We start from the raw sequence: 15224 nt of genomic DNA, 5'->3' as shown, positions 1-15224 counted from the left end.
CTGTAAGAAAATTACAATAAGGACCTGGCGTGATGAGAACGCTCAAGCCGGGTATATCCTGCAACGAGGAGAGGAAAATGGCGGTTACTCAAACAGCCCAGGCATGCGATCTGGTGATTTTCGGTGCCAAAGGCGATCTCGCGCGCCGTAAACTGTTGCCATCACTGTATCAGCTGGAAAAAGCCGGTCAGATTCATGAAACCACTCGCATTATTGGCGTGGGTCGCGCGGATTGGGATAAAGCCGCGTATACCAAAGTGGTACGTGAAGCGCTGGAAACCTTCATGAAAGAGAAGATCGATGAAGCGCTGTGGGACACCCTCAGCAGCCGTCTCGACTTCTGTAACCTCGACGTAAATGACACCTCGCATTTCACCAAACTGGGCAAAATGCTTGACCAGAAAAACCGCGTCACCATTAACTACTTCGCCATGCCGCCAAGCACCTTTGGCGCGATTTGCGACGGTCTGGGCGCCGCCAAGCTGAACGCCAAACCGGCACGCGTAGTAATGGAAAAGCCGCTCGGCACCTCATTGGAAACCTCACAAGAGATCAATGACAGCGTCGGCAAATACTTCGAAGAAGGCCAGGTTTTCCGTATTGACCACTATCTCGGTAAAGAGACGGTGCTCAACCTGCTGGCGCTGCGTTTTGCCAACTCCATCTTCGTCAACAACTGGGACAATCGCACCATCGATCACGTGCAGATCACCGTGGCAGAAGAGGTGGGCATCGAAGGCCGTTGGGGTTACTTCGACAAAGCCGGCCAGATGCGTGACATGATTCAGAACCACCTGTTGCAGATCCTCACCATGATTGCCATGTCGCCGCCGTCCGATCTGAGCGCGGATGCGATTCGTGATGAAAAAGTGAAAGTGCTGCGCTCACTGCGTCGTATTGATCAAACCAACGTGCGCGAGAAAACCGTACGCGGTCAGTACACCGCCGGCTTTGTGCAGGGCAAGAAAGTGCCAGGTTATCTGGAAGAAGAGGGCGCTAACAAGCAGAGCGCCACGGAAAGCTTTGTTGCTATTCGCGTGGATATCGATAACTGGCGTTGGGCTGGTGTGCCGTTCTATCTGCGTACCGGCAAGCGCTTGCCAACCAAATGCTCTGAAGTGGTGGTGTATTTCAAGAATCCTGAGATGAACCTGTTTAAGGATTCGTACGCTGAACTGCCGCAGAACAAGCTGACCATTCGTCTGCAGCCGGACGAAGGCGTGGATATCGAAATACTGAACAAAGTGCCGGGACTTGACCACAAGCATAAACTGCAGACCACCAAGCTGGATTTGAGCTACTCCGAAACCTTCAACCAGTCGCATCTGGCCGATGCTTACGAGCGTCTGCTGCTGGAAACCATGCGCGGTATTCAGGCGCTGTTTGTGCGTCGTGATGAAGTTGAAGCAGCGTGGGGCTGGGTGGATTCGATCATTGATGCCTGGAGCGCCGATGCCGAAGCGCCGAAGCCGTATCAGGCGGGAACATGGGGACCGGTTGCCTCTGTCGCGATGATTACTCGCGATGGCCGTTCCTGGAACGAGTTCGAATAGAAACCTAATATTGAGCCCGCCAAATGTGCGGGCTTTTTTTTACGTCCAGAATTCATTTTTCTGAAAAGTGAACCAGAGTTTCAAAAAATTCTGATATCCAATGGACGCCGCTCCAGCCGATCTTGTATGGTAGAGCCCAATAATTGACAGCGTGGCCAAACGCCGGGCTGATGCAACCAAGGAAACGTGATGAAGAACTGGAAAACAAGTGCTGAACAGATCCTGAAAACTGGCCCGGTCGTGCCGGTCATCGTGGTGAACAAGCTGGAACACGCGGTGCCGATGGCGAAAGCGCTGGTGGCTGGCGGTGTGCGCGTGCTGGAAGTGACGCTGCGTACCCCGGTGGCGATGGACGCACTGCGTGCAATGATTAAAGAAGTACCGGAAGCGATTGTCGGTGCGGGCACGGTGATCAACACCCAGCAACTGAAAGAAGTCACTGACGCCGGTGCGCAGTTTGTCATCAGCCCAGGGTTGACGGAATCGCTGCTGAAAGCCGCGGTTGAAGGTCCGGTGCCATTGATTCCAGGTATCAGCACGGTTTCAGAACTGATGACTGGCATGGATTACGGCCTGCGGGAGTTCAAATTCTTCCCGGCGGAAGCCAATGGTGGCGTGAAAGCATTATCCGCGATTGGCGGTCCGTTCCCGCAGGTGCGTTTCTGTCCAACCGGTGGCATCTCGCCAGCCAACTATCGGGATTATCTGGCGCTGAAAAGCGTGCTGTGCATTGGCGGTTCGTGGCTGGTACCGAATGATGCGTTGGAAAGCGGTGACTGGGATCGCATTACGCGTCTGGCGCGTGAAGCGGTTGAAGGCGCTCGCGCATAAGTTCATGAATCGGTCGCCATTGATGGCGACCACTTAATCTTACTTAACCTTCGACTTGTACCGCGGCCGCACTCGCCACGGCGCGCGCGATAGCGTCATCGGTGTTTTCACCGGTTGCCAAAGCCACGCCTAATCGGCGCTGACCGGCGATTTCCGGCTTACCAAACAGGCGCAGCTGCAATCCGGCACCCAGCGCGGCTTCGATATTTCCGAAAACGACGTTCTGGCTGTTCAGCTCAGGCAAAATCACTGCCGACGCAGCGGGACCGTATTGACGAATGCCGCCAATCGGCAGGCCGAGGAAAGCGCGCACATGTAGGGCGAATTCGGACAGATCCTGCGAAATCAGCGTGACCATGCCGGTATCATGCGGACGCGGTGACACTTCGCTGAACACCACTTCATCACCGCATACGAACAGCTCCACGCCAAACAGGCCATATCCACCGAGCGCTTTTACCACATTAGCGGCGATATCCTGCGCGCGTTGCAGCGCCAGTTCACTCATCTGCTGCGGCTGCCATGATTCACGATAATCGCCATCTTCCTGACGATGACCAATCGGCGCGCAGAAGTGAATGCCGTCTACTGCGCTGATGGTCAGCAGGGTGATTTCAAAATCAAACTTCACCACGCCTTCAACGATCACGCGGCCCGCACCGGCACGTCCGCCTTGCTGCGCATAATCCCAGGCTTTATCTAGCTGGCTGGCTTCGCGAATAAAGCTCTGGCCTTTACCGGATGAGCTCATCACCGGCTTAACGATGCACGGGAATCCAATCGCCTCAGCCGCGGCCACAAAATTCTCTTTGCTGTCAGCAAACTGGTAAGTCGAGGTCGGTAAGGACAACTCTTCCGCCGCCAGACGGCGAATGCCTTCGCGGTTCATGGTCAGACGTGCGGCGCGTGCGGTCGGCACCACTTTCTGACCTTGCGCTTCCAGCTCCAGCAGTTTTTCGGTGGCAATGGCTTCAATTTCTGGTACCACGAAGTGCGGCTTTTCCTCGGCAATCAGCGCGGCCAGCGCGTCGCCGTCCAGCATGTTGATCACATAGCTGCGATGCGCCACGTGCATCGCCGGAGCATCGGCGTAACGATCCACCGCGATCACTTCCACACCAAGACGCTGGCACTCAAGTGCCACTTCTTTGCCTAATTCGCCTGAACCTAACAGCATGACACGCGTAGCGGCAGGGCGCAGCGCGGTTCCGAGAGTCGTCATAATTTCACCTTAGCAGTCAAAATGCGCGCGCAGTATAAACGAAAACGTTTGCGTACTCACGCTTTCGCCGCGATCAGGTTTGCCATACTTTTCCCGCTCTGACGTTAACTGACACAGCCTGCGGCAGCATGGAGAACGGAAAATTAAACAGGAGTTAAACGATGAGCAATTGGCTGCAGCAAATTCAATCGGTGCTGGCGAAAAAGGGTGGAGACGGAAAATCGGGCGGTTTAAGTGACATGCTGGCCCCGGGCGCATTGGGCGGGCTGGCGGGATTGCTGGTAGGCAGCAAATCCACGCGTAAGCTGCTGACCAAATATGGCGGCAAAGCCTTGCTATTGGGCGGCGGCGCGGCGGCGGGCGCGCTATTGTGGAACAAATACAAACAGCGCATACGTGAAACCCATCAGGACGATGCGGGCTTTGGCCAGCTGCAAACGCCGATGGATCAACGCGCAGAGCGTTTAGTCACGGCGCTGGTGTTCGCGGCGAAAAGTGATGGTCACATTGACGATCAAGAGCGTGCCGCCATTGAGCAAAATATCAAGCAGGCCGGCTACGGCGCACAAGCCGAAGCGCTGATTCAGCAGGCGATGAATCGCCCGCTCGATCCCAACTGGCTGGCCGCTGACGTAAAAAATGAAGAAGAGGCGCTGGAACTCTATTTCCTCAGCTGTGCAGCCATTGATGTCGACCACTTTATGGAGCGTAGCTATCTCTCCGCGCTCGGCGATGCGCTGAAAATCCCCCAGGATGTGCGCGACGGTATCCAGCGCGATATCGACGCGGAAAAAGCTGCTTAATTCCGTGCGAAGGTTGCATCCGCAGCCTTCGCTTTTCATCTTTTGCTTACCCTGCGTAAAGTGATGCTGCGTGTAGCTTGGCATCGTGCGTGATTAGTGCCACGCTTGCTGAATGTTGTCCTTCAGGGAGAAGAGCCTAATGAATCAGCCACACGCGAAAAAAATTCCCCATGTCATGAAGCTGCACGGTGAAACGCGCATCGATAATTATCACTGGTTACGTGATGACGACCGCGAGAATCCAGAGGTGCTGGCCCATCTGCACGCCGAAAATGATTACGGCCGTGCGATGATGGCGTCGCAGAATCCGCTGCAGGAACGGGTGCTGAAAGAGATCGTTGACCGCATTCCACCGCAGGATCACTCTGTGCCCTATGTTAAAAACGGTTATCGCTATCAAAGCCGCTATGAAGTGGGCAACGAGTATCCGGCTTATTTCCGGCAGCCCGTTGACGCGCCAGCTGATGAGCCCTGGCAGCTATTGCTGGATGGAAACCAGCGGGCTGCGCACAGTGATTTTTACACCATGGGCGCGCTGGCGATTACACCGGACAATCAGGTGATGGCCTTAGCGGAAGACTTCCTGTCGCGCCGCCAATACGGCATTCGCTTCCGTAATTTGCAGAGCGGTAGCTGGTATCCGGAAGTGCTGACCAACGCGTCATCCAGCGTTGCCTGGGCCAACGATTCCCGCACGCTCTATTACGTGCGTAAGCATCCGAAAACGCTGCTGGCGTATCAGGTGTGGCGCCATGAGCTGGGCCACCCGCAATCTGACGATCAACTGGTGTATGAAGAGAAGGATGACTCTTTCCACCTCAGCGTGCATAAAACCACCTCCGAGCACTTCATTCTGATTGCGTTGTACAGCACCAACACCAGCGAGATTCTGCTGATCGACGCCGAATATCCGGATGCGCAGCCGCAAACCTTTTGTCCACGTCGCCGCGACCACGAATACAGCATCGATCACTACAATCATCAGTTCTATATCCGCTCAAATCGCGATGGCAAAAATTTCGGGCTCTATCGCAGCGCGTGGCTGGCGGAAGCACGCTGGCAATCGCTGATCCCGGCGCGTGACAACGTGGTGCTGGAAGATTTCCAGCTGTTTCGTCATTGGCTGGTAGTCGAAGAACGCCAGCACGGCGTAAACACCTTGCGGCAGATAAACTGGGAGAGCGGCGAAAGCTTTGGTATCGCCTTCGACGATCCCGCCTATGTCACCTGGCTTGCCTACAATCCTTCGCCAGAAAGCGACACCTTGCGCTACGGCTACTCTTCCATGACCACGCCGACCACCTTGTTTGAACTGAACATGGAAACCGGCGATCGTCGCGTACTGAAGCGCACGCCGGTGCCGGGCTTCAAATCGGAGGATTACAAAAGTGAGCATTTGTGGATCACGGTGCGTGATGGCACAGAGGTTCCGGTTTCGCTGGTCTATCACCGCAAGCATTTCCAGCGCAGCAACAATCCGTTGCTGGTGTACGGTTACGGCGCTTACGGCAGCAGCATGGATGCCAGCTTTGGCACCAGCCGCATCAGCTTGCTGGAGCGCGGCTTCGTCTACGCGATAATTCACGTGCGCGGCGGCGGCGAGCTCGGCCAGCAATGGTACGACGGTGGCCGCCTGAAGAATAAAATCAACAGCTTCACCGACTTTATTGATGTCACCGAAGCGCTGGTGGCGAAGGGTTATGGTCGTCGCCAGCAGCTCTACGCGATGGGCGGCAGCGCCGGCGGATTACTGATGGGCGGCGTGGTGAACATGGCGCCGGAGCTGTTCCACGGCGTGGTGGCGCAGGTGCCATTTGTCGATGTGGTAACGACGATGCTCGATCCGACGATTCCGCTGACCACCGGCGAATACGATGAGTGGGGCAATCCCGAACAGGCGGAGTTCTATCACACCATTCGCCAATACAGTCCGTATGACAACATCGAGGCCAAAGCCTATCCGCATTTGCTGGTCACCACCGGTCTGCACGATTCGCAGGTGCAGTATTGGGAACCGGCTAAGTGGGTGGCGAAACTGCGTGAGCTGAAAACCAATGATTCGCTGCTGTTACTTTGCACCGAGATGGATTCTGGCCACGGCGGTAAATCGGGCCGCTTCAAAGCGTATGAAGGGGTGGCGCAGGAGTTCACTTTCCTGATTGGCCTGGCGCAGGGCAGCTTGCCAGACCGCGTCGATTACTGATCGCTCTTCACATACTTGCGCAGCGCCTGCCGTAACGGTGGGCGCAAATCACGCACATTTTCCAGCACCCAACGCAGATAGCCGGGATCTTTACGCGCGATACTGCCAATACTCTGACCGCGATATTTGCCGAACGGGAACACATCGCCGCTTACGGGCGCGGGCTGGCACAAATTCGCCATCTGCTCGGCGTTCCAGCCGGAGGTTTCCATAATGCGGATCAGCAGCGCAGCGGTGACGTAGCAGTCATACAACGCGCGGTGCGCATGCAGTTCGGCCGGTGGCGTGACATCCAGCTTCAGGCTGTGGCGCAGCGCCTGATTGCCATATTTGATGCCTGGCCACAGCTGACGCGCCAGCGTCATGGTGCAGATCCATTCGCCCGGCATAGTGGGCAACATGCGGCGATCAAAACTGGCGTTGTGCGCCACGTAATGCGGACTGCCGTGATAGCGGCCAATCGCTTCTTCGATAGTGGGTTTTCCCATCACCATCGCTTCCGTAATGCGATGTACCGCCATCGCCTGACGACTGATGGGGCGATCCGGGCAGATTAAGTCGCTCATCGGATTGACGATCTGACCATCAATGACATCCACCGACGCCACTTCCACCACGCCACCCTGCAGGCCGCAGGTTTCGGTATCAATTACACGTAACATAAATTACTTCTGCTTCGGTTCGTAGGGCAGGCGCGCCAGGCTAAGCGAAGCCTGGCGATAGTTCATTAAGCGCTGACGAAACCAGTCACGCAGCGCTTCAGGCTGCTCGCGCTCCACCATTTCGGCAATCACCGGCATATTGTAGCGCTCTTTGAATGCAACGCCCGCGGCGGCCAGATCGACATTGACTTTGTCTTTCTCTTCCTGCGAGAGCAGGGCAAGGTTTTGGCTCATGCTTTTCTCCTGATAAACAGGGGCAAAAGTAATGGTTTCGGACCCCGGGATCAAGCGGATTGGATCGCACCGCAAGTCTCGACACCTGCGGATCGGCGGCGTATCCTGCTGCCACGTTTGCGGTGGTTTGCCGCAGTTAATAGGGAAGAAGTCATGAAGAAAACTGCGTTCAACGCTGTCGTCGCGCTACTTCTGGCGTCATCAACGCTGGCCTTCAGCCAGGTTGCTATGGCACACGCTCACCTGAAAACCCCGGTCCCAGCCGACAAAGCGGTGGTGGAAACCTCCCCGCAGAATTTAACGTTGACCTTTACCGAGGATGTTGAAGCGGCATTCAGTGGCGTGGATGTGCTCAATGCACAACATCAACCGGTGGCGGTTGGAAAAGCCAAACTCAACGATAAACAACACGATCAGCTGATTGTACCGATCAGCCAGCCGCTGCCGTCGGGCAACTACCAGGTGAACTGGCATGTGCTGTCCGTTGATGGACATAAAACTAAAGGCAGCTACACCTTCAGCGTGAAATGATTGATGAGTTTGAGCACGCTGTGGATTGGACTGCGAGCGCTGCATTTTTTGTCGGTGCTGCTGCTCGCCGGTAGCGCCTTTTATACCGCGCTACTGGCGCCGCGCCGCTATCGTCCGCTGCTATCACAGCGTTTAGCTTTACTTCTCCGTACCAGCGCGCTGCTGAGTTTATTCAGCGCCCTGTTGATGCTGGCAACGCAAACCGGCTTGATGAGCGGCGACTGGCGTAATGTCAGTGACAGCGCAACCTGGCAGGCGGTGCTCAGCACGCGCTTCGGCCGGGTTTGGCGTTGGGAAATCGCGTTCGCACTGCTGAGCACGTTAGCGCCACTGCTGCGTGGCACACTGCGGCAAAATCTGCTGCTGTGCAGCGGCCTGTTACAGTTGGTGGCGTTAGCCGGTGTTGGGCATGCCGCGATGCGTGATGGCTGGCCCGGATTGCTGCAACAAGGCAATCACGCGCTGCATTTGATTGCGGCTGCATTCTGGGCGGGCGGATTACTGCCGCTGTTATTACTGATGCGTGAAGCGCGGCAGATCGCTTATCGCACCGATGCGATTCGCTGCATGATGCGCTTCTCGCGTTACGGTCACCTGGCGGTGGCGCTCGCGCTGCTGACGGGCATCATCAATAGCGTGCTGATTGCCGGATCGCCGTTGCATTGGCAAGCCACGCTGTGGAGCGAGCTGCTGATGGTGAAAGTGCTGCTGGTCATGCTGATGATCGCTATTGCGCTGACCAATCGCTATCTGCTGGTGCCGCGCTTTCGCCTGGCGGCCATTAACGCAGCGCATCTGTTTATTCGCCTGACTCAGCTTGAGCTGCTGCTGGCCATTATTGTAATTGGGTTGGTGAGCGTGTTTGCCACGCTGTCACCGGCCTGAATGTAACATTCAAGAAGATGAAATGAGGTCGATATTTTGCTGAAGAAACTGATTCCAGCTTGCGTATTGATGGCGCTGTGCAGCCAGGCGATGGCGGCACAGATTATTACCGTCAGCCGTTTTGAGATTGGAAAAGACAAATGGCCCTTCACCCGCGAAGAGGTGATGTTGACCTGCGAGAAAGACGGCGCGCTGTTCGCGATTAATCCAGGCACTTTGTTGCAGTATCCGCTCAACGATAAAGCCTTTGCGCGCAAAACGGCCGGGCAGGGCACGCTGCAATCGATCGACACCATTGTCGCCGTTGATAAAGCCCATCCAGGCCAGAAAATGAGTCTGCAACCGATCATCGACCGCGCGCAGCAACTGTGCGGTAAGTAATCCCTATATTCTCAGGCGTAGCGCACAATTCTGCCGCTACGCTTGCTTTCTCGTTCTGTCACCACGATCACAGAGTTGTCACCTTTCGCAACCAAACCGCATGATTGGCTGGAAAACCAGCAATCCTGGTCTACCTTTAAATGGCAAGGCGTCCTCGCCTGCAAAAATGCCAACTTTTAGCGCACGGCTCCCAAAGAGCCATTTCCCTGGACCCGATACAGGAATCGTATTGGGTCTTTTTTTATCTGCATAATAATGAATTGTCTGCACGCGTTAGGCTTACCTTTATGCTGGCATCTACACTTAATTCTCTAAGCAACTCAGGAGGATTTATGTCTGATAGACCGATCGAAGCGGATGAGCTTGAAGAAGAGACTAAGGTGAAGCCGGATGAGCATGAAAAAGATGATGAGAGTCTGGCACCGGAGTCGGGCGACAAGCAGCCTGATTGATGATTAAACCCACTTCGGTGGGTTTTTCTATTTTCTGTTTTTCTTTTTTATATGAAATAAAAATTTTTTTACCTTGCTACCTGGTAAGATAAATGCGTTAATGCGTCGTCGGTCTGAATAGCAGACAGTTAGAAGGTTAGTTCCCATTGTATTTCTCATCCCGGTTAGTGCCGCTTCAAGCCCTTTCTCTTTGAGTCTTATCCTAAGTTCTGATTCGTATCTGCAACTCGGCCCTTACGCCAATAGGCTCATTTAAAAGGTAAAAATTATGTCTAATAAAATTCTTGGAACGGTAAAATGGTTCAACTCAGAAAAAGGCTTCGGCTTTATTTCTCCTGAAAATGGCAGCAAGGACGTTTTCGTCCACTTCTCAGCCATTCAGGGCACTGATTATCGCTCACTTGATGAAGGTCAGCGTGTTGAGTTTTCAGTTGAAGATGGTCCAAAAGGTCCGTCTGCAACAAATGTATTAGGTCTGTAATTATTCGCATTTATAATCGTTTAAGATGTCCGCATTGCCAGAGTTCACAATATCGTACCTCCGCGTTCGATATTACGAAAATGAACCCACATGGCGCTAAATGTATTTTCTGCAAATCATCAATGATTGTGTTGAAAACTGCTTAATAGCGGATATTCTGCCCAGATAATTATCTGGGCTTATCAGGCAATTGCCTGATATCAGAATCATTAGCAATGCTCAGGCAGTGCTTTTTTATTTTAAATACCCCCGCATATCTTCACTTATTCCCACGTTTACCATCTTACCCACATGCTACTTTTTCTCTTATTTCGAAATAAATTACCGTCATAGAGAGAATCTTGCGAGATGCACAAGCCCGTTATCCTGATCGCCTTGCTGCTGAGTGGTTGCGCACTGAAACAGTATCCGCAGTCCGCCAAAGCGAGTGATGCCGAAGCGCAAACCTATGACTGTGCAGCACTGAATCAGGAGATCGCTAAAAGCCAAAGCGTTCAGCAGCAGATTGATAAAACCGGCGAGTTTGATGCGCTAACGGTATTGGGATTCGTCGGGGATTTTGGTATCGGTAACGGCCTTGCAAAGGCCAGCGCTAACAGCAAAGTGAAGGCGCGCCTGGAGCAGTTGCAGAAACTGCAATCAGTGCGTTGCGCGCACGGTGCAACTTAATAATTAGCCTTCTGAGCATCTACCCCGACAATTTTGCGGTCAAATAGCTGCAGCCAGCATGCATGAAAAATGGTATAAAGTTGGCGCATCTGTTTTATTGCCGGTTAATAAGGATCCTTCATGGCAAACACACAATATCTTCTTTGGGTAATGATTGGCACGTTAACTCTGCTTTGTATCTTTATTGGTGTGGTCGTTGGGCGGGCAAAAACGCCGCGTATTGGAACAATGACTTTCGCGGGTTTATTAGCCTTCTTCTTAGTGGCGATATTTTTAATTACTCGCTAAAGCATTGAACGCTGTAACGAGCAATATTTGCTGGGATCATTTCTGTACAGTGTCCCAGCGACTACCATTACGGATGTGCCCCCAGCGTGGGATAATCTCCTGTTCTAACTGATAAATCAGAGCAAGGATGAGATTAAGATTATATCGCGTGACTTCATTATGATGAGTGATGCAAGGCGATGCTGATTCGATCAAATTGAAGTTTTGATATTTTTCAAGCAACTCCAGGTGAGGCAGAATCTCCTGTTCACGCTGATAATCAGCGAGAGCAGTAAATAGGTAAATATTCTTGTCCGTTTGGCGATCGCGTCGAATAGCGTTCGGCAAAAGCTTATTTAATAGCGAGATGGCTGCGGGGGTTGTCGATCCCATCATTGCGTCACCCACATTCGGCCACATTGTGGCTGCATAATCCCCGAGATAAAACTGTGGTACGGCAGTAATGATATTTTTAATATTATGCCTAACACCGAAATAGAGCGCCGCGCTGCCACCTTTTGAGGCGCCAACTATGGAAACGTTTGAGGGTGTTGTCAGCTCAATTACCGAGCGAATAAGCTGGCTTACCCCATGCTCAATTTCAAAATTCATATTGTTGCACAGATAGTAAGCGGGCAAGCCGTTGAAATCATCCTTGATCCACAACACCGCCGATTGAGTATGCTCCAAAAGGGTGAAATCGTAGATGGTGGGATCAGGAAGGTTAAACCCTGACATCACAATCAATAAATGCTGATTGTCTACTGAAGCCGGTTTATAGCGATAGTGTATATCGAGATGAGGGCGAAAATTAAAAATGCAATCAGTCACGGTCAGCGGCTCAGAGAAGGAATTCGCCCAAGACAGGCGACCAATTTGTCTGATAATTAAGAATGGCGATAGATGGAATAACGATGTGGCAGCATCCTGCCGCCACGAGAATATTCAGAGCGGTTTACGCGCGGCCAGCAAGAACATCATCGGGCGATCGCGTTCTTCCGCCAGCGCAGGATTGAGTGCAACCATCTCTTCGCTCGGGCCCCATTCATCAAGATGCACGATCTCAAATCCTGCGCCAATTAACGCATTGATCCAGGTTGCCAGCTTGCGATGTTGCTTCTTCACGCCATCGGCAAACCAGTTGCTGATGCGTTCCCCTTCCTGCTGGTAATGATTAACTGGCCAGCTGCGCTGCTGCTGTTCATCCACAATCCACTGTTGTTGAGTAGGTGCGGTGTAAATCGGATGTTCACAGGAAAACACCAGCGCGCCGCCCGGCGTTAGCGCCTCAAACACGGTTGCGAAGAGTGCGTCAATATTGCTGAGGTAGTGCAGCGCCAGCGAGCTATAGGCGAGATCAAAGGATTCGCTGAGCTGTAGCGATTCTAAATCGGCGCGCTGATAGTGAATCCCGGTTCCCTGCGTCATGGTCGCGGCTTGCGCTAACATCTTCTCGGAAACGTCCAGACCCAGCACCTCGCGCGCGCCTTGCTGCTGCGCGTAGCGGCAAAACCAGCCGTAGCCGCAGCCGAGATCGAGAATACGTTTATCATGCAGGTCGGGTAGTAGCGCACGCAGTGCGGGCCATTCTGGCGCGCCGTCTAATCCCTTAACGGAACGTGGCAAAGTGGCGTAACCGGCAAAAAAAGTGGGGTTGTCGTAAATATTCTGGCTCATACAGGCTCCTTTATATGATGCGCAAAGGAGTTTAGGCGTTTAGCGCGGAATGTAAAGTCGCGTAATTATCCCACAAATAACAGATGTACCAGACGAGCGAGTGATTCCAGCAGCAGCAAGCTACCGATGAAAATAACGATTAATACACCAATAAATTGCTTCCGTCCGCTCATGCTGTTCCCTCCGCTGGCTAACGTTGCCGGACTATACTTTAAGCCGGGCTCACTAAACTTCCAGTCAACCGGGGAAGATTACATGCTTTACCAAAAGGTGAACGCGCAAATGTGGCGAAATATTTGGGTGGTTGGCGATCTGCACGGTTGCCGCGCCCAACTCGATGCGCAACTGCTCAAGCGGGATTTCGATAAGCAGCATGATCTACTGCTGTCGGTGGGCGATTTAATCGATCGTGGCCCGGACAGCCCCGGCTGTTTAGCGCTGATGCAGGAGCCCTGGTTTCTCTGCGTGCGCGGCAATCATGAGCAGATGGCGCTCGCTGCGCTGGATGGGCGCGACCAAACCTTGTGGATGATGAACGGCGGCGAGTGGTTCTGGCAACTCAAAGGCGCAGCGTTGATTGCTGCGCGCCATGCGTTGAAGCGCTGTGCTGAGTTACCGTTGATCCTGCATCTGGATTTCGGCGATCGCGTGGTGGTGATTGCCCACGCCGATTATCCCGCCAGTCATTATGCGTTAGGGAAAGAGGTTGACTGGCAGCAAGTGGTGTGGAGTCGCGATCGACTGGGACGCCATCAACGCGGCAGTTCAGCCCGCATCGATGGCGCCAGTGATTTCTACTTCGGCCACACGCCGTTAGAACAACCGCTTAATGTGGCGAATCAGCATTATATCGATACCGGCGCGGTCTTCGGCAATCGCCTCACCCTGGTGCAGTTGCAGTAACGCTTAGCGGAACAGACGTCCGTCGCGCACCAGTTCACGCGGATAACTGTTTTTAATCCGATTACCCACTTTCTTCGCCAATCCCAGCGGCTGCTGCTGGTAAGTGACGATCACCTCATCCCGGCTGGGCAACGTGTCCGGATGAATATCCTGACCGCGATACCAGGTTTCCGCTTCTGCATCGGTGAGTTCGAAATCCAGCGCGCTGCCCGGCTGCGTCAACGCCACGACCGCTTCATGCTGCCAGCGATAGCCTTTCGGGAAGGTTTCGGCCAACTTGAGGCCGATGCGCGAGAAGCGCACTTTACCCAGCCAACCCTCCAGCGCCGCGGGGAACAGCCACAGCTCTTTATCGCGCTGCCACAGCGTGTGGTTGTCATCCCACTGTAAGCCGACTTTGGCCGCGGCCTGCTGCACTTCGGCGCTCAGCTTGCGGCTGGCCGGAGAGAAGGGCAGTTTGCCGACTTTGTAGGTTGGCGTTGGCAGCGCGGGAATGCTGGCGGTTTTACGCAGACGCGCAACGAAGAAACCTTCACTATCGAAAATCTGCGGGAATACGTGCAGGAAACCTTCGGCGGTTAACGCCTGATCGGCTCCGTCGAATAAACCGTTCAGCGGCACGATTTCAACCGCGTCGGGATAACGCTGCTGCAACCAATGAATCACCTGCTGATTCTCGATTTGATTCAGTGTGCAGGTAGAGTAAATCAGCGTGCCGCCTGGCTGTAAGGCATGGAAAGCGCTGTCGAGCAGATCGCGTTGGGTTTCCGCAATCGCTTCGGTGCTGGCCAGCGTCCAGTTACGCAACGCATCAGCATCTTTGCGCACCACGCCTTCGCCAGAGCAGGGCGCATCGAGCAGAATGGCATCGAAACGCTCCGGCAGTGCGGCGCCAAACACACGGCCATCAAAATGGGTCAGCGCAACATTGCTGACGCCACAGCGGCTGATGTTAGCGTGCAGTACTTTGACGCGGCTGGCCGAGTATTCATTCGCCAGAATGGCGCCTTCATTGCGCATCAGCGCGGCCATCTGGGTGGTTTTAGAACCGGGCGCAGCAGCCACATCCATCACCTGACGCGCATCAGGTGCGGCGTCAAACAGCGCGGTAACCGGCAGCATCGAGCTGGCTTCCTGAATGTAAAACAGTCCGCTCAGATGCTCCGCCACGCTACCCAGCGGCAGCGATTCGTCGTCACGCTCGATCCAAAACCCTTCGGCGCACCACGGAATGGGCGATAAGCGCCAGCCATAGTCGGCGGTGCGGGCGAGGAAATCATCCACGCTAATTTTTAAGGTGTTGACGCGTAAGCTGCGACGCAGCGGTTGCTGGCTAATGGCGAGAAAGCGCTGCAGTTCGGCGTCGTCAGCAAGGCTGGCGCGCATCAGCGCGAGGAAATCTTCGGGAAAGCGATCGGACACGGGCATCTACCGGGAAACGAAATGAGCGCGAAGTGTAACACGCGAAAA

General features: G+C 53.9%; 18 protein-coding genes. 12 read left to right on the top strand and 6 right to left on the bottom strand.

Annotated elements, in window-relative coordinates:
• Positions 1-77: 77 nt before the first annotated feature.
• Complete coding sequence (gene zwf / locus AAF463_RS10765) at positions 78-1553, top strand: glucose-6-phosphate dehydrogenase (protein ID WP_064738913.1); 1476 nt, start codon at positions 78-80, stop codon at positions 1551-1553.
• A 189-nt stretch (positions 1554-1742) separates the two neighbouring features.
• On the top strand, positions 1743-2384 hold the full coding sequence (locus tag AAF463_RS10760) for a bifunctional 4-hydroxy-2-oxoglutarate aldolase/2-dehydro-3-deoxy-phosphogluconate aldolase (protein WP_008110463.1): 642 nt from the start codon (positions 1743-1745) through the stop codon (positions 2382-2384).
• Positions 2385-2427: 43 nt separating this feature from the next.
• Here the strand turns inward: AAF463_RS10760 and purT are convergent, their stop codons facing one another.
• A complete protein-coding gene (gene purT, locus AAF463_RS10755; RefSeq protein ID WP_312463971.1) occupies positions 2428-3606 on the bottom strand; it encodes a formate-dependent phosphoribosylglycinamide formyltransferase in 1179 nt (392 codons plus the stop codon).
• 161 nt (positions 3607-3767) lie between these two features.
• Here purT and AAF463_RS10750 point away from each other — a divergent pair, with 161 nt between their 5' ends.
• Both AAF463_RS10750 and AAF463_RS10745 read left to right on the top strand, forming a co-directional pair.
• Positions 3768-4409, top strand: a complete 642-nt coding sequence (locus tag AAF463_RS10750) for a DUF533 domain-containing protein (RefSeq protein WP_350260711.1) — start codon at positions 3768-3770, stop codon at positions 4407-4409.
• A 139-nt stretch (positions 4410-4548) separates the two neighbouring features.
• Positions 4549-6612 carry a prolyl oligopeptidase family serine peptidase gene (locus AAF463_RS10745; protein ID WP_350260710.1) on the top strand — a complete coding sequence of 688 codons (2064 nt, stop codon included), beginning with the start codon at positions 4549-4551 and terminating at the stop codon, positions 6610-6612.
• Here the strand turns inward: AAF463_RS10745 and exoX are convergent.
• Positions 6606-7274 (bottom strand): exodeoxyribonuclease X, encoded by a 669-nt coding sequence (gene exoX / locus AAF463_RS10740; RefSeq protein WP_101764169.1) that lies wholly within the window; start codon positions 7272-7274, stop codon positions 6606-6608. The two genes, AAF463_RS10745 and exoX, sit on opposite strands and share 7 nt — an antisense overlap.
• A 3-nt stretch (positions 7275-7277) precedes the next feature.
• The gene (locus tag AAF463_RS10735) at positions 7278-7508 is read right to left on the bottom strand and encodes a DNA polymerase III subunit theta (protein ID WP_217546444.1); all 231 of its coding nucleotides are present in this window, start codon (positions 7506-7508) and stop codon (positions 7278-7280) included.
• A gap of 153 nt (positions 7509-7661) precedes the next feature.
• On the opposite strand from AAF463_RS10735, the gene copC reads away from it, so the two are divergent.
• From copC to AAF463_RS10700, 7 genes are all read left to right on the top strand, one after another.
• The gene (copC, locus tag AAF463_RS10730; protein ID WP_101764170.1) at positions 7662-8039 is read left to right on the top strand and encodes a copper homeostasis periplasmic binding protein CopC; all 378 of its coding nucleotides are present in this window, start codon (positions 7662-7664) and stop codon (positions 8037-8039) included.
• 3 nt (positions 8040-8042) lie between these two features.
• Positions 8043-8924 (top strand): copper homeostasis membrane protein CopD, encoded by an 882-nt coding sequence (copD, locus tag AAF463_RS10725; RefSeq protein ID WP_350260709.1) that lies wholly within the window; start codon positions 8043-8045, stop codon positions 8922-8924.
• 33 nt (positions 8925-8957) lie between these two features.
• On the top strand, positions 8958-9305 hold the full coding sequence (locus tag AAF463_RS10720; protein ID WP_061718597.1) for a YebY family protein: 348 nt from the start codon (positions 8958-8960) through the stop codon (positions 9303-9305).
• Positions 9306-10025: 720 nt separating this feature from the next.
• On the top strand, positions 10026-10238 hold the full coding sequence (locus AAF463_RS10715) for a cold-shock protein (RefSeq protein ID WP_007889586.1): 213 nt from the start codon (positions 10026-10028) through the stop codon (positions 10236-10238).
• Between the two features lie 2 nt (positions 10239-10240).
• On the top strand, positions 10241-10384 hold the full coding sequence (locus AAF463_RS10710; RefSeq protein ID WP_101764610.1) for a cold-shock protein: 144 nt from the start codon (positions 10241-10243) through the stop codon (positions 10382-10384).
• 202 nt (positions 10385-10586) lie between these two features.
• Positions 10587-10907: a hypothetical protein gene (locus AAF463_RS10705; RefSeq protein ID WP_350260708.1), complete on the top strand. Its 321-nt coding sequence runs from the start codon at positions 10587-10589 to the stop codon at positions 10905-10907.
• A 120-nt stretch (positions 10908-11027) separates the two neighbouring features.
• The gene (locus AAF463_RS10700; protein WP_167391209.1) at positions 11028-11195 is read left to right on the top strand and encodes a hypothetical protein; all 168 of its coding nucleotides are present in this window, start codon (positions 11028-11030) and stop codon (positions 11193-11195) included.
• Between the two features lie 36 nt (positions 11196-11231).
• Here AAF463_RS10700 and AAF463_RS10695 read toward each other — a convergent pair whose 3' ends face one another.
• Positions 11232-12005, bottom strand: a complete 774-nt coding sequence (locus AAF463_RS10695) for a hypothetical protein (RefSeq protein WP_101764175.1) — start codon at positions 12003-12005, stop codon at positions 11232-11234.
• A 114-nt stretch (positions 12006-12119) separates the two neighbouring features.
• Entirely contained in the window at positions 12120-12851 is a 732-nt protein-coding gene (locus tag AAF463_RS10690) for a class I SAM-dependent methyltransferase (protein ID WP_350260707.1), read from the bottom strand.
• A 255-nt stretch (positions 12852-13106) separates the two neighbouring features.
• On the opposite strand from AAF463_RS10690, the gene AAF463_RS10685 reads away from it, so the two are divergent.
• Positions 13107-13754 (top strand): metallophosphoesterase, encoded by a 648-nt coding sequence (locus AAF463_RS10685; RefSeq protein WP_350260706.1) that lies wholly within the window; start codon positions 13107-13109, stop codon positions 13752-13754.
• Between the two features lie 3 nt (positions 13755-13757).
• Here the strand turns inward: AAF463_RS10685 and rsmF are convergent, their stop codons facing one another.
• Complete coding sequence (gene rsmF, locus AAF463_RS10680; protein ID WP_101764178.1) at positions 13758-15182, bottom strand: 16S rRNA (cytosine(1407)-C(5))-methyltransferase RsmF; 1425 nt, start codon at positions 15180-15182, stop codon at positions 13758-13760.
• Positions 15183-15224: the final 42 nt, after the last annotated feature.

This window comes from Pantoea sp. BJ2, from assembly GCF_040255075.1.
Classification (GTDB): domain Bacteria; phylum Pseudomonadota; class Gammaproteobacteria; order Enterobacterales; family Enterobacteriaceae; genus Pantoea; species Pantoea leporis.
This window is presented reverse-complemented; position numbering and strand designations above follow the sequence as displayed.

Excerpts from the sequence above, each read along its gene's own strand:
- copC (WP_101764170.1), top strand. The coding sequence starts at position 7,662 with ATGAAGAAAACTGCGTTCAACGCTGTCGTCGCGCTACTTCTGGCGTCA.
- AAF463_RS10745 (WP_350260710.1), top strand. The coding sequence starts at position 4,549 with ATGAATCAGCCACACGCGAAAAAAATTCCCCATGTCATGAAGCTGCAC.
- AAF463_RS10735 (WP_217546444.1), bottom strand. The coding sequence starts at position 7,508 with ATGAGCCAAAACCTTGCCCTGCTCTCGCAGGAAGAGAAAGACAAAGTC.
- AAF463_RS10685 (WP_350260706.1), top strand. The coding sequence starts at position 13,107 with ATGCTTTACCAAAAGGTGAACGCGCAAATGTGGCGAAATATTTGGGTG.
- AAF463_RS10760 (WP_008110463.1), top strand. The coding sequence starts at position 1,743 with ATGAAGAACTGGAAAACAAGTGCTGAACAGATCCTGAAAACTGGCCCG.
- rsmF (WP_101764178.1), bottom strand. The coding sequence starts at position 15,182 with ATGCCCGTGTCCGATCGCTTTCCCGAAGATTTCCTCGCGCTGATGCGC.
- purT (WP_312463971.1), bottom strand. The coding sequence starts at position 3,606 with ATGACGACTCTCGGAACCGCGCTGCGCCCTGCCGCTACGCGTGTCATG.
- copD (WP_350260709.1), top strand. The coding sequence starts at position 8,043 with ATGAGTTTGAGCACGCTGTGGATTGGACTGCGAGCGCTGCATTTTTTG.
- exoX (WP_101764169.1), bottom strand. The coding sequence starts at position 7,274 with ATGTTACGTGTAATTGATACCGAAACCTGCGGCCTGCAGGGTGGCGTG.
- AAF463_RS10690 (WP_350260707.1), bottom strand. The coding sequence starts at position 12,851 with ATGAGCCAGAATATTTACGACAACCCCACTTTTTTTGCCGGTTACGCC.
- AAF463_RS10700 (WP_167391209.1), top strand. The coding sequence starts at position 11,028 with ATGGCAAACACACAATATCTTCTTTGGGTAATGATTGGCACGTTAACT.
- AAF463_RS10705 (WP_350260708.1), top strand. The coding sequence starts at position 10,587 with ATGCACAAGCCCGTTATCCTGATCGCCTTGCTGCTGAGTGGTTGCGCA.
- zwf (WP_064738913.1), top strand. The coding sequence starts at position 78 with ATGGCGGTTACTCAAACAGCCCAGGCATGCGATCTGGTGATTTTCGGT.
- AAF463_RS10715 (WP_007889586.1), top strand. The coding sequence starts at position 10,026 with ATGTCTAATAAAATTCTTGGAACGGTAAAATGGTTCAACTCAGAAAAA.
- AAF463_RS10750 (WP_350260711.1), top strand. The coding sequence starts at position 3,768 with ATGAGCAATTGGCTGCAGCAAATTCAATCGGTGCTGGCGAAAAAGGGT.